Origin of the sequence: Terrimonas sp. (assembly GCF_003075435.1) — a bacterium.
GTDB lineage: Bacteria > Bacteroidota > Bacteroidia > Chitinophagales > Chitinophagaceae > Agriterribacter.
Genome location: NZ_QCZJ01000008.1, coordinates 176078 through 199124, shown reverse-complemented (window position 1 = coordinate 199124; position 23047 = coordinate 176078). Strand labels below are relative to the sequence as shown.

General features: G+C 39.4%; 21 protein-coding genes. 11 read left to right on the top strand and 10 right to left on the bottom strand.

The window, feature by feature from the left end; genetic code table 11:
* The first annotated feature begins 35 nt into the window (after positions 1 to 35).
* From DC498_RS11260 to DC498_RS11250, 3 genes are read left to right on the top strand one after another with little or no spacing between them, the layout of a single operon-like run.
* On the top strand, positions 36 to 467 hold the full coding sequence (locus DC498_RS11260; protein WP_116874250.1) for a FixH family protein: 432 nt from the start codon (positions 36 to 38) through the stop codon (positions 465 to 467).
* Positions 468 to 484: 17 nt separating this feature from the next.
* Positions 485 to 1198: a sulfite exporter TauE/SafE family protein gene (locus DC498_RS11255; RefSeq protein ID WP_116874249.1), complete on the top strand. Its 714-nt coding sequence runs from the start codon at positions 485 to 487 to the stop codon at positions 1196 to 1198.
* A 42-nt stretch (positions 1199 to 1240) separates the two neighbouring features.
* Positions 1241 to 1621 (top strand): hypothetical protein, encoded by a 381-nt coding sequence (locus DC498_RS11250; protein WP_133176832.1) that lies wholly within the window; start codon positions 1241 to 1243, stop codon positions 1619 to 1621.
* A gap of 15 nt (positions 1622 to 1636) precedes the next feature.
* On the opposite strand, the gene DC498_RS11245 is transcribed toward DC498_RS11250, so the two are convergent.
* Positions 1637 to 2293 (bottom strand): class I SAM-dependent methyltransferase, encoded by a 657-nt coding sequence (locus DC498_RS11245; protein ID WP_116874247.1) that lies wholly within the window; start codon positions 2291 to 2293, stop codon positions 1637 to 1639.
* A gap of 152 nt (positions 2294 to 2445) precedes the next feature.
* The gene (locus tag DC498_RS11240) at positions 2446 to 4719 is read right to left on the bottom strand and encodes a heavy metal translocating P-type ATPase (RefSeq protein WP_116874246.1); all 2274 of its coding nucleotides are present in this window, start codon (positions 4717 to 4719) and stop codon (positions 2446 to 2448) included.
* A gap of 179 nt (positions 4720 to 4898) precedes the next feature.
* Between DC498_RS11240 and DC498_RS11235 the strand changes: the two genes are divergently transcribed.
* From DC498_RS11235 to DC498_RS11225, 3 genes are read left to right on the top strand one after another with little or no spacing between them, the layout of a single operon-like run.
* Positions 4899 to 5132 (top strand): thioredoxin family protein, encoded by a 234-nt coding sequence (locus tag DC498_RS11235; RefSeq protein WP_116874245.1) that lies wholly within the window; start codon positions 4899 to 4901, stop codon positions 5130 to 5132.
* Positions 5133 to 5182: 50 nt separating this feature from the next.
* Entirely contained in the window at positions 5183 to 5782 is a 600-nt protein-coding gene (locus DC498_RS11230; protein ID WP_116874244.1) for a MarR family winged helix-turn-helix transcriptional regulator, read from the top strand.
* Positions 5779 to 6546, top strand: coding sequence for a YggS family pyridoxal phosphate-dependent enzyme (locus tag DC498_RS11225; protein WP_116874243.1), 768 nt, complete (start codon positions 5779 to 5781; stop codon positions 6544 to 6546). Before DC498_RS11230 ends, DC498_RS11225 begins: the two co-directional genes overlap by 4 nt.
* 116 nt (positions 6547 to 6662) lie before the next feature.
* On the opposite strand, the gene DC498_RS11220 is transcribed toward DC498_RS11225, so the two are convergent.
* From DC498_RS11220 to thrS, 4 genes are all read right to left on the bottom strand, one after another.
* Entirely contained in the window at positions 6663 to 7229 is a 567-nt protein-coding gene (locus DC498_RS11220) for a helix-turn-helix domain-containing protein (protein WP_441351063.1), read from the bottom strand.
* A gap of 152 nt (positions 7230 to 7381) precedes the next feature.
* Positions 7382 to 10183: an outer membrane beta-barrel protein gene (locus DC498_RS11215; RefSeq protein ID WP_165813819.1), complete on the bottom strand. Its 2802-nt coding sequence runs from the start codon at positions 10181 to 10183 to the stop codon at positions 7382 to 7384.
* Positions 10184 to 10383: 200 nt separating this feature from the next.
* Positions 10384 to 10968, bottom strand: a complete 585-nt coding sequence (gene infC, locus DC498_RS11210; RefSeq protein ID WP_116874241.1) for a translation initiation factor IF-3 — start codon at positions 10966 to 10968, stop codon at positions 10384 to 10386.
* 109 nt (positions 10969 to 11077) lie between these two features.
* A complete protein-coding gene (gene thrS / locus DC498_RS11205) occupies positions 11078 to 13018 on the bottom strand; it encodes a threonine--tRNA ligase (RefSeq protein WP_116874240.1) in 1941 nt (646 codons plus the stop codon).
* A gap of 125 nt (positions 13019 to 13143) precedes the next feature.
* On the opposite strand from thrS, the gene DC498_RS11200 reads away from it, so the two are divergent.
* Positions 13144 to 14271 carry a hypothetical protein gene (locus tag DC498_RS11200; protein WP_116874239.1) on the top strand — a complete coding sequence of 376 codons (1128 nt, stop codon included), beginning with the start codon at positions 13144 to 13146 and terminating at the stop codon, positions 14269 to 14271.
* Positions 14272 to 14373: 102 nt separating this feature from the next.
* Here DC498_RS11200 and DC498_RS11195 read toward each other — a convergent pair whose 3' ends face one another.
* Together DC498_RS11195 and DC498_RS11190 are read right to left on the bottom strand one after the other, a co-directional pair.
* Positions 14374 to 15765, bottom strand: coding sequence for a S41 family peptidase (locus DC498_RS11195; RefSeq protein WP_116874238.1), 1392 nt, complete (start codon positions 15763 to 15765; stop codon positions 14374 to 14376).
* 219 nt (positions 15766 to 15984) lie between these two features.
* Positions 15985 to 16269, bottom strand: coding sequence for an EF-hand domain-containing protein (locus DC498_RS11190; RefSeq protein WP_116874237.1), 285 nt, complete (start codon positions 16267 to 16269; stop codon positions 15985 to 15987).
* Positions 16270 to 16752: 483 nt separating this feature from the next.
* Between DC498_RS11190 and DC498_RS11185 the strand changes: the two genes are divergently transcribed.
* Both DC498_RS11185 and DC498_RS11180 read left to right on the top strand, forming a co-directional pair.
* Positions 16753 to 17367, top strand: a complete 615-nt coding sequence (locus tag DC498_RS11185; protein WP_116874236.1) for a DUF6515 family protein — start codon at positions 16753 to 16755, stop codon at positions 17365 to 17367.
* 2 nt (positions 17368 to 17369) lie between these two features.
* Positions 17370 to 17612 carry a hypothetical protein gene (locus tag DC498_RS11180; RefSeq protein WP_116874235.1) on the top strand — a complete coding sequence of 81 codons (243 nt, stop codon included), beginning with the start codon at positions 17370 to 17372 and terminating at the stop codon, positions 17610 to 17612.
* A 21-nt stretch (positions 17613 to 17633) separates the two neighbouring features.
* Here the strand turns inward: DC498_RS11180 and DC498_RS11175 are convergent, their stop codons facing one another.
* Positions 17634 to 18806: a PepSY-associated TM helix domain-containing protein gene (locus DC498_RS11175; protein ID WP_116874234.1), complete on the bottom strand. Its 1173-nt coding sequence runs from the start codon at positions 18804 to 18806 to the stop codon at positions 17634 to 17636.
* Positions 18807 to 18872: 66 nt separating this feature from the next.
* Entirely contained in the window at positions 18873 to 21257 is a 2385-nt protein-coding gene (locus DC498_RS11170) for a TonB-dependent receptor (protein WP_165813818.1), read from the bottom strand.
* A gap of 709 nt (positions 21258 to 21966) precedes the next feature.
* Between DC498_RS11170 and DC498_RS26790 the strand changes: the two genes are divergently transcribed.
* Both DC498_RS26790 and DC498_RS11160 read left to right on the top strand, forming a co-directional pair.
* Positions 21967 to 22104 (top strand): type II toxin-antitoxin system HicA family toxin, encoded by a 138-nt coding sequence (locus DC498_RS26790; RefSeq protein WP_370443905.1) that lies wholly within the window; start codon positions 21967 to 21969, stop codon positions 22102 to 22104.
* 58 nt (positions 22105 to 22162) lie between these two features.
* Complete coding sequence (locus tag DC498_RS11160; protein ID WP_116874232.1) at positions 22163 to 22540, top strand: type II toxin-antitoxin system HicB family antitoxin; 378 nt, start codon at positions 22163 to 22165, stop codon at positions 22538 to 22540.
* Positions 22541 to 23047: the final 507 nt, after the last annotated feature.

The window sequence follows — 23047 nt, the reverse complement described above, 5'->3', positions numbered from 1 at the left end:
ATTAACAACAAACTAAAAACCATAAATCTCTTAATATGAACTGGGGATATAAAATACTGATCGTTTACCTCGCTTTTGTAGCAGGAATAGTAGTGCTGGTATTTAAATCATCAAACGAAAAAATTGACCTGGTTACGCCTGACTATTACGCAAAGGAGTTGAAGCACCAGAATAGGATCGATGCTATTAAAAGAACCAATGCATTATCATCCAAAGTAAAATTTGAGATAGTGAACAATACATTGATCATTACACTTCCGGCCGTGTTTAATGAAAAGGATTTGACCGGAGAAGTATTATTATATCGCCCTTCGGATAATGGCAAGGATATTAAAAAGGATTTCACTACCAGTAATAGCACTACAGCTATAGTGCTGCCTTCGGGTATAAACGGTGCTTATGAACTGCAGATAGACTGGAACGATGCAGGCAGAGCATATTATTTTGAGGAAAAAATATTCCTGTAATCAACAACTAAAGTGATATGTTAGAAACAGCCATAGCAGCATTTACCATTGGAGTGATAGGAAGCTTTCACTGTGTTGGCATGTGCGGACCTCTGGCTTTATCCCTGCCGTTAAAAGACAACAGCCTGTATTCAAAATTTATTGGCACATTGTTATACAACAGCGGCAGAATTGTTACCTATTCACTCTTTGGATTGGTGATGGGCAGTATTGGACACAGCATATCTCTTTTAGGTTTTCAACAGGGATTATCTATTACCGCAGGTAGTATTATTTTATTGCTGGTAATATTACCTAAACTTTTCCCTTCAATATTTACCGGTAAAAACATCGCCGCAGTATTTTTCGAAAAGATCAGGAAAACATTTGGAAAATTATTCTTCAAAAAAAATCAATCAACCCTTTTCGCAATAGGTTTTTTAAATGGATTACTTCCCTGCGGACTGGTATACCTTGCTTTAGCCGGCGCTACAGCCACAGGCGATATAGCGAGATCAGTAATATTTATGGCAGCTTTTGGTGCAGGCACCCTGCCGGTAATGTGGACTATTGCATTCTGGGGAAATTATATAAATGTAAACATAAGGCAAAGCATACGCAGGATATATCCTTATATGATGATGCTGATGGCCTGCCTGCTGATCCTGAGAGGTATGGGCCTTGGCATTCCTTATATAAGCCCGGCTGAAGATATCATCAGTAAAAAAGCAACCTGTGCTCCTAACCATTAACAACAATAAACCATTAAAACGCAATACAAATTGCTTAATGATTTGTCATATAATAAAGAAAAAATAAGCCAGGCGATCAGCGAATGTGTTGCCTGGCTTACCTCACTTAACCTGCTAAAAGATGAAAGTAATGAGCTTAAAAACACATTAAGTGAAGTACTGGATAACAATACTACCGACAGAGCATTGATTGCCGAAGCAGAGAATTTTCATAACCTTATTATTGAGCGGGATGAATACATAAAGGATATCGCTATTGATGTTAAACGCCTGGAAAAAAAAATTAAAGAATTTCCTTCAAAAAATATTGACAGGCACTGGCAAAAACAACAACAAAAACTTCGCAATGAAATGATATATCTTGAAAAAGATTTCGCGAAGATGAGAGAAGACTTTTACAGGAAATTTTTAAGAACGGGGTGAGGAATACATTAAATTTTATTTCTCCACCACAACACTCACAAACTCCCTCTCCACTATTTCGCCTGTTTTGGTTTTCACATTCTCTAATGCTGTTTCTATATTGCTAATCCTGAATGAAGTAAATGCTATTAATTTTTCAATCTTTTTAATATTATACAACTCAAAACCAAACTGCGTAAAAGGCAACTGTTGCATAAAGCTTTCCAGCGCTAAAGTAATGCATAGCCTGCCACCAGGTTTTATAACACGATATAATTCACCAATAGTTTTCTGAGGCTCTTCCCAAAAATAAATAGTATTTACAGTAAATATTTTATCGAATAAATCACCTGCAAAGGGAAATTGTTTGCCAGCATATAAATAAAAATGGGCTTGCTTATTCGCAATAAATACCTGGTTTATTTTTCTTGCTTCCTCATGCATTAATTCAGACATTTCAAGCCCGTAATAATGTATATTGTTATATCGCTGAAACAGGCTTTCCACATGCCGCGCATTACCATGCCCAAGTTCAAGTATCATATCTGCTTTATGTATATTCAAACAACGGACGGCATGATTTGTCATCCCGATATTTGTTTCATTCATCATATTCGCTATCCCTACTCCCTTTTCTCCCGAAGGATGCCTTAGTTGTGCGGCTAATGCTTTCAGTTCCTGTTCTGATGTCATAATAATTATTTTAATGGAGGCTTTTCTGTCATTTCAGTATTTATGTGTTCACCCAGCAGGTGCAAAGCAGCAGCAACCACAAGGAATACTTTAATATTGCCATTCCTCCACATTCTCACATCCTCACATTTCCACATTTTCAAATTCTCAAATTATTTCTTCACTCTCAACAACAAACTATTACTCACTACACTCACACTGCTCAATGCCATAGCCGCTCCTGCTATCATCGGGTTCAGCAAAAAGCCATTGACCGGATACAAAATACCCGCAGCCACAGGTATACCGATTACATTATAAATAAATGCCCAGAATAAATTTTGTTTTATAGTGCTCACAGTTTGCCTTGACAACCGTATTGCCTTCGGAATTTTGGTAAGATCAGAAGATATGATTGTCATTTTTGCCACATCCATTGCAATATCACTCCCCTTGCCCATTGCTATACTTACATCAGCCTGTGCCAATGCAGCACTATCATTAATGCCATCACCCACCATTGCCACTACCCTGCCCTGCTGTTGTAATTCTTTTATAAACGCTGATTTTTGCTGGGGCAATACTTCTGCTTTATAATGTTGTATACCTGTTTGCCCTGCTATTGCACCGGCGGTTGCCTCATTATCGCCTGTTAGCATATATACTTCAATACCCATTTGTTCAATCTCCTTAATTGCCGCAACAGAGGTGCTCTTTATTTTATCAGCAATTGCCACAACCGCTAAAGCGTTTGTATTATCTGCAAACCATATTACTGTTTTTGCATTATTACTCCATTCATCCGCTTTTTGTTTCAATTCAGCAGGAATGATAATATTATTTTCATTCAGCAACCCGGCATTGCCAACATAATACCCCTGGCCGTCGACGGTTGCTTTTGCGCCTTTACCCGTAATACTCTCAAAATCATATACAGCAATACTATTTTCTTCGCCAAAATAATGAACAACCGCTTCCGCTAACGGATGTTCCGATTGTTTTTCTATACTGAGTAATATTTGCCGGCCCGATTCATCACCGTTATGCCAACTGATATCAGTAACCTGTGGCTTGCCTTCGGTTATTGTTCCTGTTTTATCAAGCACTATTGCATTTACTTTTTTAGCCAGCTCAAGACTTTCCGCATCTTTAATAAGTATTCCTTTTTCCGCACCTTTGCCCACACCAACCATTATAGCTGTTGGCGTGGCAAGCCCTAACGCACATGGGCAGGCGATAACCAGCACGGTAACTGCTGCAAGCAATCCCTGCACAATTCCATTATCACCGCCTAAAATCACCCATAATACAAATGTTAACATTGCAATACCAATTACCACCGGCACAAAAATGCCCGCAATTTTATCAACCAGCTTTTGCACAGGCGCTTTGCTTCCCTGTGCATCCTGTACCATTTTTATAATTTGGGCAAGCATGGTAGCGCTGCCCACTTTAACCGCTTTGAACTGAAAGCTCCCTTTTTGATTGATCGTACCTGCAAATACTTTTTCATGCTCCTGTTTTAATACCGGTACAGGCTCTCCGCTCAGCATGCTTTCATCTACATACGAACTGCCGGAAACAACTATTCCGTCAACAGCTATTTTTTCGCCGGGTTTTACCATCACAATATTACCTTCTTTAACTTCTTCAACCGGCAATTGTACCTGCACGCCACTTTGCTGAATTATCGTTACTGTTTTAGGCTGCAATCCCATCAGCTTTTTAAGTGCTGCGGCTGTATTGCCTTTAGCCTTTTCCTCCAATAGCCTTCCCAGCAAAATAAAAGCGATCACCGCCGAAGCAGCTTCAAAATAGACATGAGCGTGCAATCCTCTTGCATGCCAGAATTCAGGAAAAAGCATATTGAACAAACTGAAAATATACGCGATACCCGTGCTTAATGCTACAAGTGTATCCATATTCGCTGAGCGATGTTTTGCCTGTTTCCATGCATTCACAAAGAAATCCTTGCCAAACCATAATACAACAGGCGTTGAAAACAGCCACATTATCTCATTGGCATAGGGTATACCTGCCCGTCCGGCAGGCGGGTTCATAAAGAACATACCTATAACCACAACCGGCACAGATAATATTACCGCCCAGGTTGTTTTTGTTTTTAATTGCCGGAATTTCTTTTCGTGTATGGCTTCAAATGTTTCCTGTTGCGCATTATCATCTGTTAACAACAAATCGTAACCAACAGCTTCCACGGCACTGCGTAAAGCAGCAGGGTTTGTTTTGCCTGGCACGTACTCCACAGCTACCGTAGCTGTTGCAAAATTCACCGCCGCATCAACAACTCCATCCGTAGCTTTTAACGTACTCTCCACACTTACCGCACATGAGGCACAGCTCATATTTAAAACCGGGAAAGTTTGCTTTAGTGTTGCACCAGTGCTGTTATTTTTTACTTTATCAGTAAGTTCAGCCTGCTTTATCATAAACCAGTAATTTAAACAATGCAAAGATGAGAAGAAGCATAATAACAGTTATTACAGTTTTATATAATTGATTTGTAAGATTTACATGACTTATTATCCGGCAAATGAATAGAAATATTTTTTTAGTTAGGAAACCTAACTATATTTGCAAACAATATTATTCACCAAATCTCATCATCATGGCAAAGTCAGTATTTTATCATGCAGGTTGCCCGGTTTGCATTAGCGCCGAGCATGACATCATTTCCCTGATTGGCGAAAAAAATGTGGAAATTGTTCATTTGGGAGAGCAAAAAGCGCGGATAGAAGAAGCGGAAACAAAAGGCGTTAAATCCGTGCCTGCTTTGATTACCCCGAATGGCAATGTATTGCACATTAACTTCGGCGCATCTATGGCAGATGTAAAAGGATAAATGTATACGCTATTGTTAGGATCTCTAACTTTATATATTATTATCCATTTATGTCATCATTCAATCCTGAAAGGCAGGAAAATAAAATTGAGGGTAAAATTGTAGTAGCGCTGGAGCGTATTTCAGAAGCATTCCGGGTTTTGCTTTGGAATGAAAGCAAAAGCAATGCACTCAGTCCTATACAGGTTCAGATTTTAATTTTCCTGCTTTTCCATTCGGGGGAAAAATGCAAAGTGAGCTATTTGGCCGCTGAGTTTAATATGACAAAAGCAACCATAAGCGACAGTGTAAAGGTGCTGTTTCTTAAAAAGCTGATTAAAAAAACAGGAGATGAATTAGATACAAGAAGCTTTACTATCTCGCTTACTGCCGAAGGAAAAAAAATAGCGGAACAAGCCTCTTTCTTCACCGCTTCTATTGAAAAACCGATAGGCAGGCTCAGCGATGAACAAAAGAAAGCAATGCTGGACGGACTGCTGAAACTGATTTACGAACTGAACAGGGCTGGTGTGATCAATATTCAACGGATGTGCTTTACCTGTGCCAATTATCAATTTGATAAAGGAACGCATTATTGTAAGCTCCTGCAAACCACACTTGCCGGAGGCAGGTTAAGAATAGATTGCCCTGAGCATGAATTTATATCATGACAGATATTAAAAATAATATTGCTGTTACCAAGAACAGGATCAAAGCATCCTGTATAAAAGCAGGCAGGCAACCCGGAGAAATAAAGCTGTTGTTAGCAACAAAAACTGTTTCTGCAAATGATATACTGGTTGCACTTAAAGAAGGGGAAACAATTATTGGGGAGAACAAGGTACAGGAGCTGAAGGAAAAATTTGACGCACTGCAACCGGTAGCTCATCAAACACATTTCATTGGTCATTTACAAACCAATAAAATTAAAGAGGTTATTAAATATGCTGATTGCATTCAGTCTGTAGACCGCCTGGAATTAGCAGAGAAGCTGCAAAGGCGCCTGGAATTTGAAGACAGGACTATGGATATTTTTTTGCAGGTCAATACTTCGTATGAAGAAAGTAAGTTTGGCATGTTGCCCGATCATGCGGTTGAACTTGCATTACAGTTCAGCAAACTGGACAGGCTGCATATTAAAGGTCTCATGACCATCGGGCTTTTTTCTGCCGAAATTTCCAAAGTACGCAAATGTTTTCAGTTGCTTAAGCATATACAAACCGAACTGCTGGATGCAGGCATACCTGCTACTGAACTGTCAATGGGTATGAGCAATGACCTGGAAACAGCTATAGAGGAAGGCTCAACCATGATAAGAGTTGGAACAGCTATTTTTGGGAAAAGACCTTTCCCTGACAGCTACTACTGGAACGAAACGAAAGAACCGCCTGATTTGAATTTGGGATCCTCTCCCGCTGCTCAGGGATTAGCGTGAGGAACAATACAAATGCAATGCGTCTGAATAAATAAGATATGTATACAGGATAAGCTGACAGCTGGCAAATGTGAGACGCTCACATCTTTCGTTTCACTTCAGAAAAACCAGGGAGATCAAACCTTATCCAGTGGTTTCCTTTTTTCTTCTTTTACCTGTTTGAAATGACTTGGCGTTAGCCCGGTAACTTTTTTAAACTGGTTACTCAAATATGCAACACTTGAATAATTAAGGCGAAATGCTATTTCGCTGAGTGAAAGTTCATCGTATACCAGCAATTCTTTTACCCGCTCTATTTTTTGTGCGATAAAATATTTTTCAATAGTGGTACCCTCTACTTCTGAAAAAAGATTAGAAAGATAATTATAATCATGATGCAATGCCGCGCTAAGCAAATCAGACAGGCTGGTTTTTAATTCAACATCCTGGCGATGTACAAGATCAATAATAACGTTCTTTATTTTTTCTATAATACGGCTCTTTTTATCATCAATCAGTTCAAAGCCAATGGGCTCTAATACTTTTGCTATATCATTTTTTTCATCTGCTGAAATATCCTTATCCAATACTACTTCGCCTAGCGTAACACTTGCTGGTTTATAGCCAAGCTTTTCCAGTTCACTGCGCACCACCATTATGCAGCGGTTACAAACCATATTTTTGATGATAAGTTTATTTTCCACACTCCATTATTTATGAAGTGCAAAGATAGGAAGAAGGCAGGGAAAGGAAGAAGCAGGTAATAAGCTTACAGGTTGTATCTATGCGCTTATTGCTGACAGCCAACTGCTGATTGCTGACGGCTGATAGCTGATCACCCACTGCTCACTCCACCTTATTCCGGAAGACGTCTTCTCATGGATCCGTTGCCGCCACCCTGGGGAGTATTGCCCGAAGATTGCTGCCCCTTAAACTTCATTAGCTTATATGTAAAAGTCAGCATAAAATACCGGGTTAAACGGTTTACCCTGCTATCAATAATAGCATTACCTGTTACCTGCCTTGTAACGCTTGTATTTTGATTAAAGATATCAAAGCCAGACAGGCGTATGAAACCGCTTTGATTTTTAAACAGTGTTTTTTCTATTGATGCATTGAATAGTGTGGGATTAGAATTTACATTCGATGCAAGCCCTTCATTCAATACATAACTGATATCATATCTCAGTATAACGCCCCCGGGAATATCAAGACGCATTGTGCTGTTTGCACCCCAGGCATTACTATTTAATCTTTCACCATTTTGAGTAAGTGTATATTTAGTAGAATTCAGGCTGTATGAACCACCGGCAGTAAACTGAATCCATTCTTTAAAGTTGAATTCAAAATTCAGCCTTTGTGTAGTCACCCAATTATTACCGATATTCTTTTTACTATCTACCAGCCCGGCATCATGATTGTAATTTACATTACCATTTAATGAAATTACATAAGTACGGTTCTGGAACGGAACAGAGTAGTTATAAAATCCTGAAAGATTATAATAACCGTTTATATTTTCCGGCATACTCAATTGCGCACCACTGCTATCTAAACGAATATTATTATTTACAATCCTGTTCTGTATCAAATTGGCATTCATACCAACAAATAATACACGGCCTGAGGTAAAGTTAAAATTATTAAACATTGCTCTTAAGTTATGGCTGAACTCCGGCTTAAGATCGGGGTTACCCTGCGTTTGATATTGTGGATTGGAAACATCACGCACGGGTTGCAATTGATTGAAACCTGGCTGGTTAAAGTTGGCGCTATAGTTCATATTCAACCGCTTGGTACGGGAGAAATTGTATGACAAACGCGCCTGTGGAGAAAAATTCAAACGCTTTTGCGGTGTATACGCGCTGTCTTTTGTTATAGAGTATCCGTTGAGGTTAGCAGGCTGAAGGTTTACCCCAAATGAATAATTATACTTTTTATTAACTGTACGCAAACTCAAACCAACACGCTGGTTGATAAAAGTATTTTCATACGCATTGCTCAAACTATCCAGAAAATCCAGCGCTCCGTTTATATCACTCTTATCATAGGTTCTTCTGTCATTTCTTGCAAATGAATAATTATAGCCATAGCTTATGTCAAGGAAGCGCCGTGCAGATACCGGCTCGGTATAGGTTACATTAACACCATAGTTACGATTTCGGTTATCCTGTGTGATCAACTGATCCAAAAACGTATCTGAATATCCGCCGGCTTTCAAATATTCACGGGTAAAATTTATTTTATCATCATCACGCAAAGAAGAAGATGTTCCCAGGTTTACATTCACAGATAAATTTCTGCCTCTTTTGCGGAACCGGCGATTATAGCTGATCTCGCCGTTAAAGTTGGGCGCTTTACTGGAAACAGTATCGCCTGAGTGCCCTGCCTGTGTTGTATCTCCGCCGTTCAGGTAATTGAATATGCCATTACTGCGATTATCAGCATAGCCGTAATTAAAGTTCGGGCGGATCTTAATATAATTGAATGAATCAATATTATATTCAAGATTGAGATTAACCCTGTGGTTTCTGCCAATATTATCAGATAAATTATCCCTGTTGTTTATAAACGTGTTGCCATTGTCAAAAAGATTTTGCTGGGAAGTGCTGCGGGTAATCACCGTATTCCTGTTTGAAAAACTGTAATTGCCATAAAACGAACCCTTCTTTTCGGGAAAATCAGTTCTGAAATTCAGCCCGATGGATTTATTATCTGTTATACCATTCTGATCAGCGTTAGAGTCAGATGTTGTATTACCACCACCGCTTCCGCTTATCATACGCCCCGGGCCACCGCCACCACCGCGCCGGTTACCGCCATCGTTTGAAAAATCAAATAAATTCTGGTTGATATTATTAATGTTACCCAACAACGACAGTTGTGTGTTCTCACGAAACATGTTTGCACTTAATGTAAATTGTTTGCGATCGTCAGTTCCATATCCTGCAGATGCTTTTCCAAAAGCTCCCTGGTTTTTATCTTTTTTTAACTGGAGGTTGATCACAATATCCGGATCGCCGTCTTTTATTCCGGAGATTGCTGCCATATCTCCGTAGTCATCTACCACCTGCACCTTGTCTACAATCTCGGCAGGAAGCTCACGGGATGCGGTTTTAGGATCACCACCAAAAAAATCTTTACCATTTACTTTTATTTTGGTAACTGTTTTCCCCTGCGCTGTTATATTGCCGTCTTTATCAACCTGCAAACCCGGCAATTTCTTTAATAATTCTTCAACAGATGAATTAGGTCTTACCTTAAATGAATCTGCTTTAAATTCAACAGTATCTTCTTTTACTACAATGGGTGGCGGCGCTATTATGATCTCCTGTAATGTTTTAATAGCACGCTGCATGGTAATGCTACCCAGGGTTATATCCATTTTGCTTTCTTCAAAATCATAATCCTGCTCCGCATCTTCCATACCAACATTGGTAACACGTATGCGAAAGGAAGATGCTTGAACTTTAGAAAAAATATATTGCCCTGCCTTATCAGTTACTGTTTTTAAAGTATCGCCGCCATCTTTTTTAAAAAGCAAAACTGTTGCGCCCTGTAAAACCACATGTGCACTATCATACACTTTTCCTTTAACAGTTCTTTCTGTTTGTGCATTAGCGAAAGCGTATAAAAAAAAAGTAAAAACTAGTAACATTCCGGGTTTCATGCTTATCTTAATTCGTTTACGAAGGGGTTAAATCTCAGCTTATTATCTTTCAAAAATATAACGAAGCCGGCGAGATTAAAACTTCACTACGTTAAATATGGTTAATGATAATTTATATAACACAAAAAACCTGTTGGATTGAGTTATTTCAACGCAAAACCAACAGGTTTTATCTACAAAAAATTTATTTATTTTTTCTTCTTCTGGCTTTTTGGCGCAAACATAATGAGCATACGTTTACCTTCCAGCTTTGGCAAGCCTTCTGCTGTCCCTATTTCTGCAAGGCGCTCAGCGAATTTCAATAATAATAATTCGCCTCTTTCTTTAAACATAATAGCGCGGCCTTTAAACTGAACATAAGCCTTTACCTTATTGCCCTCCTTCAAAAAATCTTCTGCATGTTTAGCTTTAAAGTTAAAGTCATGCTCGTCAGTATTAGGTGTAAACCGTATTTCCTTTACTTCAGAAACTTTAGAGTTGGCCTTCATTTCCTTCTCTTTCTTTTTCTTCTCGTAAAGAAATTTATTATAGTCTATTATTTTACATACCGGAGGATCTGCATTCGGAGATATTTCTACAAGATCAAGTCCCTGTTCGTTTGCTATTTTAAGAGCATCCTGAATAGAGTATACACCTACTTCAATATTTTCACCAACCAGCCTTACCTGCGGTACCCTGATCATGTGATTTGTGCGATGTTCCTGCTGTTGTTCTTTTCTGAAACGGGGATTAAAGCCGCCCCTTTGGAATGGAGGTTTCTGTGGAAATGCCATTTACTTTTTTTAGAGTGATACTCCTGCGCGGAGGTTTTAATTGTTTTTGTTAAAGTTATTAATCTAGATATTGTATTAAACGTGTTACATTCCGCTTTATTCTTTTCGCCTATTCCGATGCCCTGGTCTTTATCTCTTCTAAAATTTCATTAATAAATATTGATACCTCTTTTGCTCCAAGGTCACCCTTTCCCTGGCGGCGAATGGAAACTTTATTTTCCGAGATCTCTTTTTCACCTATTACCAGCATATAAGGCACTCTTGCCAACTCAGTATCACGTATCTTCTTTCCTATTTTCTCCGGTCTGTCGTCGATTTCAGCACGAATATCCGCTTTTTTCAAAGATTCTAAAACATTTTGTGCGTAATCTATAAACTTGTCGCTGATCGGTAAAATCTTTACCTGCAGCGGCGCCAGCCAAACCGGCAGCTTACCGGCGTAATGTTCAAGCAAAAACCCAATAAAACGTTCGTGAGTGCCTAATGGCGCACGGTGAATGATCAGGGGTGTTTCGGCAATATTGTCTTTGCTGGTATACTGCAACTTAAAACTGCGCCCCTGCGAAAAGTCAACCTGGTTGGTAGCCAGGGTAAATTCCCTGCCGATTACGCTGAATATCTGCACATCAATTTTAGGGCCATAAAAAGCGGCTTCATCCTGCACTTCTACAAAAGGAATATTTGATTCGATCAATACATCCCTGACCATTGCTTCGGTCTCCTTCCACAATTCCGGCTCGTTTACATACTTTTTACCCAACTTATCCGGCGAGTGAAGACTGAGCCTCATGATATACTTTTCTATCCCGAATATTTTAAAATACTTCTGGTACATTTCATTTACCGCCCTGAACTCGGCAGCAAACTGCTCTCGGGTACAATATATATGCGCATCGTTCATGTGCAGGCAGCGCACACGCATCAAACCGAATAGCTCACCACTTTGCTCATAACGGTAAACTGTACCATACTCCGCTATGCGATAAGGTAGATCGCGATAGCTTTTTGGCTCTGCCGCAAATATTTTATGATGATGCGGGCAGTTCATGGATTTAAGATAATATTTCTCACCATCCATTTCCATAGGCGGATACATGCTATCCGCATAATATGGCAAATGCCCGCTGGTGATATACATGCTCTCCTTTGCTATATGCGGGGTAACCACACGTTTATAGCCTGCCGCTTTCTCTGTTTCTTTTGCAAGCTTTTCCAGTTCTTCTATTACAATAGTTCCATTGGGTAACCACATGATCAGTCCCTGGCCTACATCATCATCCATGGTATAAATGCCCAGTTCTTTACCAAGCTTACGATGGTCTCTTTTTTTGGCTTCTTCCAGCAACTGAAGGTATTCATCCAGCTCTTTTTGATTGGGGAAAGTAATGCCATATATACGGGTAAGCTGCTTGTTTTTTTCATCACCCTTCCAGTATGCACCGGCAATATTGGTAAGCTTAATGGCTTTAATTAAGCCGGTTTGCGGGATATGCGGCCCCCGGCATAGATCCGTAAAGCCACCCTGGGTATAAAAAGTGATGTTACCATCATCAAGATTATGTAAAAGATCGAGCTTATATTCATCGCCCTTATCAAAAAAGTATTTTACCGCTTCGGTTTTTGAAATTTCTTTCCTGATATAAGGATTGTTTTGCTTTGCCAGCTCATTCATCTTCTTTTCCAGCGCAACCAGTTCTTCTTCGGTAATTTTCCTGTCGCCCAAATCCATATCATAATAAAAACCCGGAGGGTTTTGCGTAGCGGGCCCCACCCAGAATTTTACGCCCGGGAAGATGGATTCCACCGCTTCTGCCATAAGGTGAGCAGAAGAATGCCAGAAGGTTGATTTTCCTTCCGCCTCATTCCAGGTTAACAATTTAAGCGTGCTGTCGCTGTTAATTGCTCTCGTTGCATCCCATACCGCTCCGTTTACCGAGGCTGCCAGCACTTTTTTTGCCAGGCCTTCACTAATTGATTTTGCTATATCCAACGCTGTTGTTCCGGGCTGGTATTCTCTTACCGCGCCATCTGGAAAAGTTATTTTCATCATAATATATTCCCGCTCATTGCAAAACGGGGTGCAAATTTAACGAACTCTTGGCGTATGATTTCATTTCTTGCGGCTATTTCCTTAGTATTGAGGTTATTTTTGCATGATAAAAGTTTTACAATTTGATGAAAGGCTGGTTTGTATTGATTTTGTTGTGTAGCCTTAATTACGGTTCGGCCCAAAACCTTAGCGGTCAATGGCGTGGCTCATTTAATAGTGTTGGAAACGTTGTTGCCAAAGAGGGAGATACGGAATATGTGTTGGAATTAGAGATCCAGGGATCGGAAATAACCGGTTATTCCTATTCTTATTTCAACTATCCCGGTAAGAAGTATTATGTGATTTGCAGGCTTGAAGGAAAATATGATGCAGCCAGCAAGTCGGTTGTGGTAAATGAAGAAGAAAGGATAAAGGGAAATACACCTATGGGATGGGGAGACTGCCTGCAAACCCATATCCTTACTTTTATGAAGCAGGGAAGCACGGAAAAGCTGGTTGGCAGATGGAGGGGATATTTACCCAGGGATTGCGGAGCCGGAAGCACTGAGCTGGAAAGGAAAATGCTGACCAAAGTTGTTCCTCCTAAAGCAGCCCCACAAACAAAACAAGCTAATCCGCCCGTTGCCAATGCAAAACCCAAAACTAATACCGCACCTTTAAAGCCTAAAACCAATACGCTTTCGCCGGTAAAACCAAAAACCACCCCGCCTGTTGCGCAAAAAGCAGCTCCCAAAACCAATAAACCGGTTATAAAAACGGCTCCTGCTAAAAAAGATACTGTCAGCAGCAGAAAACCTGTTGCCGGCAATCAGCAACATATTGCCAGGATTCCGGAAAAAACTATTAAAGATTCCGCCAAAGCAAGCACGCCGAATGTGCTTATACCGGCTATACCAGGTTTTGAAAGAAGAGCAAAAAATATATTGAAAACAATAGACGTGCCATCATTCAATGAAGAAATCAGGGTTGACTTTTATGATAATGGCGAAATTGATGGGGATACCATCTCCGTTTTCTTTAACAATAAGCTGATATTATCGGGAAAAAGATTGACGGACAAGCCGTTGTCGCTGAATTTAAAGTTAGACCCCGACAGGGAAGACAATGAACTTGTAATGTATGCTGATAATCTTGGCTCCATACCACCTAATACAGCGCTGATGGTTGCTACCATTGATGGCAAACGTTATGAAGTGTATATTACCTCCACAGAAAAATCGAGTGGTACGATTAGATTCAGGAAAAAGGAATAATAAACAATAGAAATAACCCGGGAGATTACATTACTTTATGTGAGTTTTGGATATTAAAAAATCAAAACCATGAAAAAGTTTAGACTTCCAGGATAAGCTTTATTATTCAATCCCGGGAAATCGGCGATTTGTTACGGCTCCATTAAAGCGATTGCCTCCAAGCTGTTTGTTGCCTGAATTGGTTAATACATCAGATGCGCTGCGTGATGCAATATTGGAAAACACGCCATTGCTTATGTAATAGAGCACGCTTCCCAGGCAGTCTTCTGTTACATCGCCCCACTCCTTCTCCAGTCCGTCATTCACTATTGCATCAGGCGCCATGCCGTCAAAGTAATTACCTTCTCCGTTCTTATTCACACTTCTGAATGATACAGGAAAAATATACCAATCACCATCAGGAATACCAAAATAACCAACGGGTTTACCATAGGTATCTCTTCCAATAAGTTTCACATCCATATATGGCTTAAGACTATTAATCAATAATTCGCTTGCTGAAGCAGTATTCGTTGCCGTTATGAAAAATATCCTCGACAGATCAAGCGAGCCTTTTTTTGCGTAATAAATAGTCGTATCATAATAACGGCTGTATTTATCATTAAACTCTTCTGTAAGTATTACGCTATTATTGCCCGCAACAGGAACAAGATAGTTCGCCAATTCATTTTGCAACTCCACGTATCCCCCACTGTTATAGCGCAGGTCAACAATAAGATCATTAATACCCTGGCTACTGAAATTACTGAATAAAGTACTGAATTGATTTTTTACGGCATCAACATCACCCAGGAACGAATTATACACCATATATCCAACTTTTTTGGAGCCGGCAGTATAAACAGTATCAAGCAAAAAAGGTTCAGCAGTATATGTTGCCGCAGTAAGTGTGATAGATGTATCGGTACCATCCGGCCGCCTGAATAGAAATGCTGTTGATGAGCTGCTGTATACGGCCGTGGAAATCCGGTCTATTGTAGCATCTTCTGTATTAATGGTTGCATTACCATCAACGGATACTATGCGCCAGCTCCTTTTAATACCCGCTGTTGCTGCCGGTGATGCCGGCTCCACATAAGACACACGCAGATCATAGGCTGCATTAAAAAAAATACCAAGCCCGAAGTCGCCACTTATGCCTGAGCTTACATCATCCCATTCTGTTTGTTTAATAGCAAAGCTCCATTTATCCACAGGATCACTAAACCCCTGTTCTGTGCTGTAAGCACGGATAGCCTCCATTACTGCATTGGGATCGCTATAACTTTGGGGATCAAAAGAAGAAGGCAGGTAATTATACCATAAATAAATTTCCTGTGTATATAACCAGGCCGTATCATTTATGGCATTATAGGTAGTTAAAGTGCTATCTGATACTACAGACTCACTTCCTGTAATTTCTTTTTTGCAGGAAAAAAATAATAACACTCCGGGCAATAACACAGATAATAGCAGAAGCGCGCTTTTTGCGAAATGCTTATTGGCTGATATCATACAAACATATTTAAAACAGTATAGCTTGTAACATACAGGCTGAATAGTAGAGATATAACCAATACAATAGTTTTAATTAATAAATAATAATAACGCCAGAGGAATGGTGAAGGCTGCACGCACAAAACAGGAATAAACAAACCTGTTGACCCACCACCAAAGCATCGACGGCATGGCCAGCCTGTTCACCATTACATCCTCCAGGGTAAATGCCGGATATCAGCCTTTCCGCGGCGGGCCACCTTTAGGTTTAAAGGCTTTAAATTCTTCTTTGCTGATATAGCCGTCGGCATTAGTATCGATTTCACTAAAATGATCTTTAATCATTTTATGTTCGGCTTTATCCGCTTCGTCTTTACTGATCTTTCCATCTCCATCGGTATCCAGTTTCTTAAATAAGGCTTCCGGGTCTCGCTTAGGGGGCTCTTGCTTTTCCTGGGCATACGAAGAAACGGCAGTAAAACCGGTAATGAGCAAGGTGATAATAATGCCTCTTTTGATCATAAGTAAAAGATTAAATTAATGATGATAAATAAAAACTTATTTATTGCCTGCTGATAGTTCTATATCATCTGCACAGCTAATCACGTCATAAGCCTGAGTTTAATACGACAAAATTACCGGCACAGTTTGCAGTGAAATTCTAAAATAGGTGAACACCGGATATTTGTCGGTAAACGTAATGTTGATTACTGCGAGGCTAAGCCGTTGCGTTTTTATTGAAATACTACCGAGGCATACTTATCGTTATAAATACTTAAAATAAGTAAATATAACGCCAATGCATATACGACAATTACGTGCATTTATATACATAGAACATTATTTACTATACAAACAAAACAAAAATAAATACAAACAAAAATAGAATCTATATGCTTTACAACATAACAAGCCGCCAGTTTAAAATCATTAACAAAAATTAACGATGTACAAATAAACCAATCGCAGTAAAAAACAATCTGATAAAATATAAAATGAACTATTATGAAAAAGAATAAGTTAACTGGTATGATATTTATGTTCGTTATCGCAGCAGGTTCATTGCATGTATCTGCACAGGAAAGGAACAGGGGACAATCCAACAGCAGGCCGGAAGTAAGGTCAGACAGGCAACCTGCTTCTTCCCAGAAAGATAGCAGGAGAAATGTTGGCACTATCAGCAGGGATAATGCACAATTCAAAAAAGAAAAAGTAAAAGTAGTAGCTACAAGACAAAAACCTGCAGGCGCTGAACGTGTTGTTTATAACAACAGAACATACGATTATAATAATGGACGATTCTATATTGAAAACAATGGCAGATATATCCAGACTCCTCCTCCCAGAGGTATGCGCATAAAAAATTTACCCTCTAATTATGTGAGAGTGAATTTTGGAAACTCACTATACTATTTTCTTGAAGGCGTTTTTTATTTTGATCGTAGCGGATTTTATGAAGTAGTAAATCCTCAAATAGGAACAATAGTTGACGCGCTGCCGGCAGACTACGAAAAAGTTGTTTATAATGGATACACATATTATGAATATAACGGTATACTTTACGACAGGGTGACCACATCTTACGGAAGGGGATACCAGGTTGTTGGATATTTAGAATAAGAATGACTACTATACTCGCTACAAAGCAGGCGTTGATTGTATCAACAGCCTGCTTTGTTATTATACATTATACATTACGGCAGGCATACCCCGGGTCGCGCCAAGATGAAAACCAGACCATTACTGCTACAGCGTTTAATGAGCTTAAAGCATTGACAGGCCGGCCGGAGCCTTATTTTTCACAAAGCAAACCATTGCAGCTCCCGCAAAATATCCGCATATACCCGGCTCGTTATAATTTATAATAACAGGTACTAACTGTTACATTAAGCAGGTACTCCTGCTTCCAGGTTTCTTGAAATAATTTTCTTAGCCGGTTTCTTTTTCTTTCTGCCCCTGTGCCACCATATTAAAAAGCCGGTAACAGGCAGGGATGTACAAATCAATCCGCAGATAAAGGTAAATAGTTTACCTGCCTGTCCCATCCAGGTACCCATGTGTAGTTGCCATATATAGTTTTCAATATACTCTCCTTTTAATCCCTTAGCTGGTATATTGATATCTTCACCGGTATATTTATCTATGAACGAAAGCCGGGAATTCTCCGCACTTTTCAAACCTAGTTTTGTAGCCGTATTTATAAGGAAGTAACCGGATGAATCGGCATTATACAGCCATATTCGTCCGCCCTTTTGATCAGGGTATCTGTTAAATTCCTTTTCTAAAGCGGCATTCATTGCTACTGCATTCTTCGTGAAATCGGCCTTTGGCAATTCCTGTTCCCATTTTTCATGATCAGGATCACCGCCCAAAAGTTTAACAGTAGATTCAGCAAGCGGGTGAAAAGCAATGAGCAAACCTGTAATGGTTAGTATGAGCGCAAGAATGGAAGAATAAAACCCTAATACATTATGCAAATCGTAGTTAACTCTTTTAAACCTTGCATTCCATTTAATCTTGAAACTGGCATCACGGGTATGCTTGTTCCATTTAACGGGCCACCAGAGTATAATACCGGAAATAAGTTCAATCAAAAAAATGATGGTGGCAATATCCACAATCCAACTGCCCGGCCCATGCCACAAAAAAGATGCATGAAGGTGTGCTGTTATATAAAAAAAGTTGGCATTGCGGTCATATTTCAACACTTCACCGGTGTATGGATCAGCATATACAAAGGCAAGTCCTTTTCCTTTAGCAAAAACACGAAAACGCACCGTTCTTTCCGGATCTTTATATACTGATATTTCCGAGATCCTGGCCTGGGGATAAGCCTTATTGACATTGGCTACCAGGGTTTCTGCAGGTACCCGTTGCAGTTTCACCTCTGCCGCATAGAGCGATTTTCCTGCAGACCAGTCAATAATTTCATCGCAATAAACGATAATAGTTCCGGTTAGCGCAACAAAAACCAGGATGATCCCCGAAAAAATGCCGAGCCACAGATGCAGCCACGCATTGATCCTGCTAAACAGGGATTTGCTTTTTCCTTTATTCATACACTACTTCTTTTAAATAGTATAAGCACAACCGCTGTTGTGCTTATACTATGATATTTTATTTCATTAAAACCGGTAAGTAATATTAAATGCCAGCATCCTGGGCTGACCGGGAAACAGCCAGGAGTTATAAGTATAATATTTTTTATTGGCAATATTATCTATTTTGGCGCTGAGCCTGAATTTAAGAGTGTTATAAAACAGGCTTGCTCCATATACAAAAAAACCATCCAGCGTAATAGTGTTCAGGTTGTTGGCATAAGAAGCGCTCTGCCCGTTACCGCCTGCGCCTAATCCAAAGCCTTTCAATTTTCCGGAAGTAAACTGGTAGGTACCCCAGATATTTCCGGCATGATAAGGCGCACTCTCAACCCTGTTGTCCAAAAATCCAACATTGCCTTTATCAGCAGTATACCGTATGTCGTTATAGCCATACCCCAGCGCGATATTCATACCGGCAACAGGGTTGGCAAGGATATCTATATCTATACCACGGCTTTTTTGAGTATTATCCTGCACGTAGTAAATAGTACCTGGCACCGACCTTGCAATGTTGGTAACCTTAATATCATATACGCTAACAGTACCGGTTAAACGATGTTGTAATATATTGAACTTAACACCTCCTTCCAACTGGTTAGCATATTGAGGTTTAAGCAATTTACCCAGAGAATCAGTATAGCTTACATTATTGTATCCATTGTTATAATTGCCATATACGGAAAGTGCGTTTTCGATTATTTCATAAGAAATACCGAGCTTGGGTGAAAAAGAAGTTTGTTTATAATCGCCGCTTACCGCCACAAACCTGTTGATGCGCAGGCTTGCCATTAACAGTAGCCTGTCTGTAACATTAAGTACTTCGGAAATATAAGCGCCATAGCTGTCATTAATATCTCTTCCACCGCTATAATTTGCCCTTACGGTAAGACTGTCAACCTTAGCCTCCCTTATCAGTAACTGTGCTGGTGTGGCTGTAACCTGAACTTTGTCGTAAGCAACAGAGCCCCTGAATGAAGCAACATCAGTCCTGAAATAGTCGAGCCCTACCAGCAGCCTGTTGCGCATGCTGCCGATCCTGAAATCACCGATAAAATTTTGCTGGAATTGCTGTGTGTATAGCTGGCTGTAAGGCAGATCCAGTATGTTTCTTGTAATAACGGTCGTGTCTGCAGCGGAAGCTTTATTTGCCAGCAGTGAAATGTATTTTGTATTGTTATTGCTTCTTGCTATTGAATAGTTGGTTTGAGAAAGCCATTTGTCGGACAATTTATATTCTGCCTGCCCCGTAACAGCCCATGTTTGTTGCTTGCTGTTAAAGTCAGCGTTGAAATAAGCGTTTTTAGGATCCAGGTCTAGATCCTTAACATTACCGGCGTAAGTACTGTTTCCGCCAGTTCCGCCTGGAGGAGGATTAAAGCCAAAGAGATAGATGGGGCGGGCGCTCCTGTAGTAATAAGCATCAAAATGTAAAGTCAGCCTGTCATTGGCTTTTATCAGCAATGACGGCGCGAAACCTACAGAGCTTTGGGCAAGCTGCTGAAATGTATTCCTGCTGTCATACATGGCATCAACTCTCAATAATGCTGTTTTATCTTCGTTTAAAGGCGTGTTATAATCAATCGTTGTTCTTGCCATTTCATAACTGCCTGTAGTGAAAGAAACCTCACCACGTTTTACTTCCAATGGTTTTTTGGTGACCAGATTATACACACCTCCGTAAGATGCGCCCTGGTTTCCGCCAAACAATGTGGCTGAAGGTCCTTTGATGGCTTCAATCCTGTCTATATTAAACAGGTCGGTAAGCGAAACATATCCTGTAGATACACCGTTGCGGTACATAATAGAACCACTGGAAAACCCACGTGATTTAAATGTAAGTGTTGAACCTCCGCTTCCGCCGGCGATAGACAGGTTGCTCACACCCGGGATATTGATCAATGCCTGTTCCGTAGTGGTTACCAATTGTGTTTGAAGCAACTCTTTGGGAACAACGGCATAATTCTGGGGATTCTCAATATAATTAAGCGGCAGCCTGGCTACCTGAACACTGTTTTTATTTACGTGGCGGTAAGAAGTTGATACGATCACTTTTTCCAAAACTTTTGCATCTTCCTGTAATTGAATTTCACCAACAGAAACTTTTTCAGCATTCAGTTCAACAGAAACGGGTTGTGCATTTACGCCCAGTGATTTAACGGATATCGTATATTGCCCGTAAGGAATATTCCTGAATTCGAAATAGCCGTTGTCGTCAGACATGGTCTGTTTTTCTGACGGGATCAGTACTACTATTACATTTTCTTCCGGCTGACGGTCAGCATTCAGTATTCTGCCTTCGATTACCCCGGATTGTTTTGTTTGTGCAGAAACCTGTGCTGTAAACACTGCGAAAAGCATTACAGCAAAAACTAAAGAAATAGAAAATTTGATAAATTTTTGTTTCGACATTGCATCACTCTTTTGGTAAAAAATCATCTTTTGTTAAAGAATTGCAAAGTTAAAATCCGGTCAAACTATGATAATTACGAAATCGGGAAATTCATTGACATGATGTGTTGAAGGGATTTTAAGGAGAATATGTTCTTTATAGCATCAATAACTTCTGTTATTTAACGATAATAGCATGACGATAGCATAATTAACATATACGAACAATGGTAGCAAAGAAATATGACAGGCACTTTATCGCTGGTAGTTTAAAAATGATTTTCGAAATCTGGAAATTCTGTTGATTACTTCAGTTAGCATTTTATTGATTTTGGAATTGCGGTGGCGGCAAAGATTTGTTCCAATAAAATTTGAAACAAAAAATTCGATAGTCAGTGGATTGATACCAGCGGAAACTGGTTGTTATATTACTTGTCATTTGATCGCCATAAGCAGCGGCATAAAATGTAAAAAATGACGGTTACCTGACAGGCATAAAAAAAAACTCTGCAAGTCAATGAATTACAGAGTTTTTAAAGTGTCCAGAACAGGAACAATACTAATGTTATTTATTAAATGATAATCAATTATTTATATCAGTTTGGTATTATTTGAGGTACAATAGAGGTACACAAATTGTAATTATAGATACTTTTTGCCTTTACAGCCAGCATAATAATTTCTATTAAAAAGGTAATAAATTTATTACTTTTGTGTTTTACAGTTAATAATGAAATCCAGCGAATTAATAAGACTGCTTAAAAAAGATGGTTGGTTTGTAATAAGGCAGTCAGGCAGCCACATGATTATGGAACACCCGGTTAAAAAGGACAAATTGTTTGCCCTAATCATGGCAGCCATGAAGTAGGTAAAGGGCTTGAAAAGAAGATTAAAAAAGATGCTGGCATCAAATAAAATATAGTATTATGAAAATTGAAATGATTGTAGAAAGAACAAAAACGGGTTATTCGGCTTATGCTGCTAAATATCCTGTTTATACTGTGGGTAGTTCATTAGACGAACTAAAGCAAAATATTGTTGATGCATTAAACCTGTATTTTGAGGATAAGGGGAAAATAATATCTACAGAGGATCTTAAAATTTCATTGGATTTACCGCAATTTTTTAAATTTTACAAAGTAATTAATGTAAAGGCACTTTCTGAACGCATAGGAATGAACCAAAGTCTTTTAGCCCAATATATTAAAGGGAACAAAAAGCCATCCACAATACAAACCCGGCGAATTTTAAAAGGAGTGCAACAGGTGGGCAGGGAACTGGCAGCAGTACAATTTATTGGGTAGCCTTCTTTTACCTCCCCCCCATACGTACGTATAGATTGCAATAAAATTGGAGATTTCGCTGAAACCCTTTGCAGACAATCACTTCAGGGCATAAAAAAACCACCTGAAAAAGGTGGTTGTGTGCCCAGAACAGGAACTCCTTCATTCTCATTCTCAATATGTTAAAGCTATTGCTTGTCAAATGCTTGTCACAAAATGTAAATACACTTTATATGCACGTTTCTAACGCCTCTCTACAAAGGTAAAATATAAGAGTTAAGATACAAATTTTAACGAGAGTTCGATTTTAGAGTTAACTACTGCCAGATTTTTTCAAAAGACATAGAAGTAAAAGATTACAATGGCATTAAGAACGCATTTCCTTCGTTTACACCCGAAGAATGGTCCGCTGTCGGCAATGCTTACAATCCATCTTACGATGATCTGAAAGATGGAAAACTTGAAAAATAATTGTCTTTATCGTGATGAGAATTCAAAAGAATAGAGTCTTAGGTTTTAGTGTTCTTA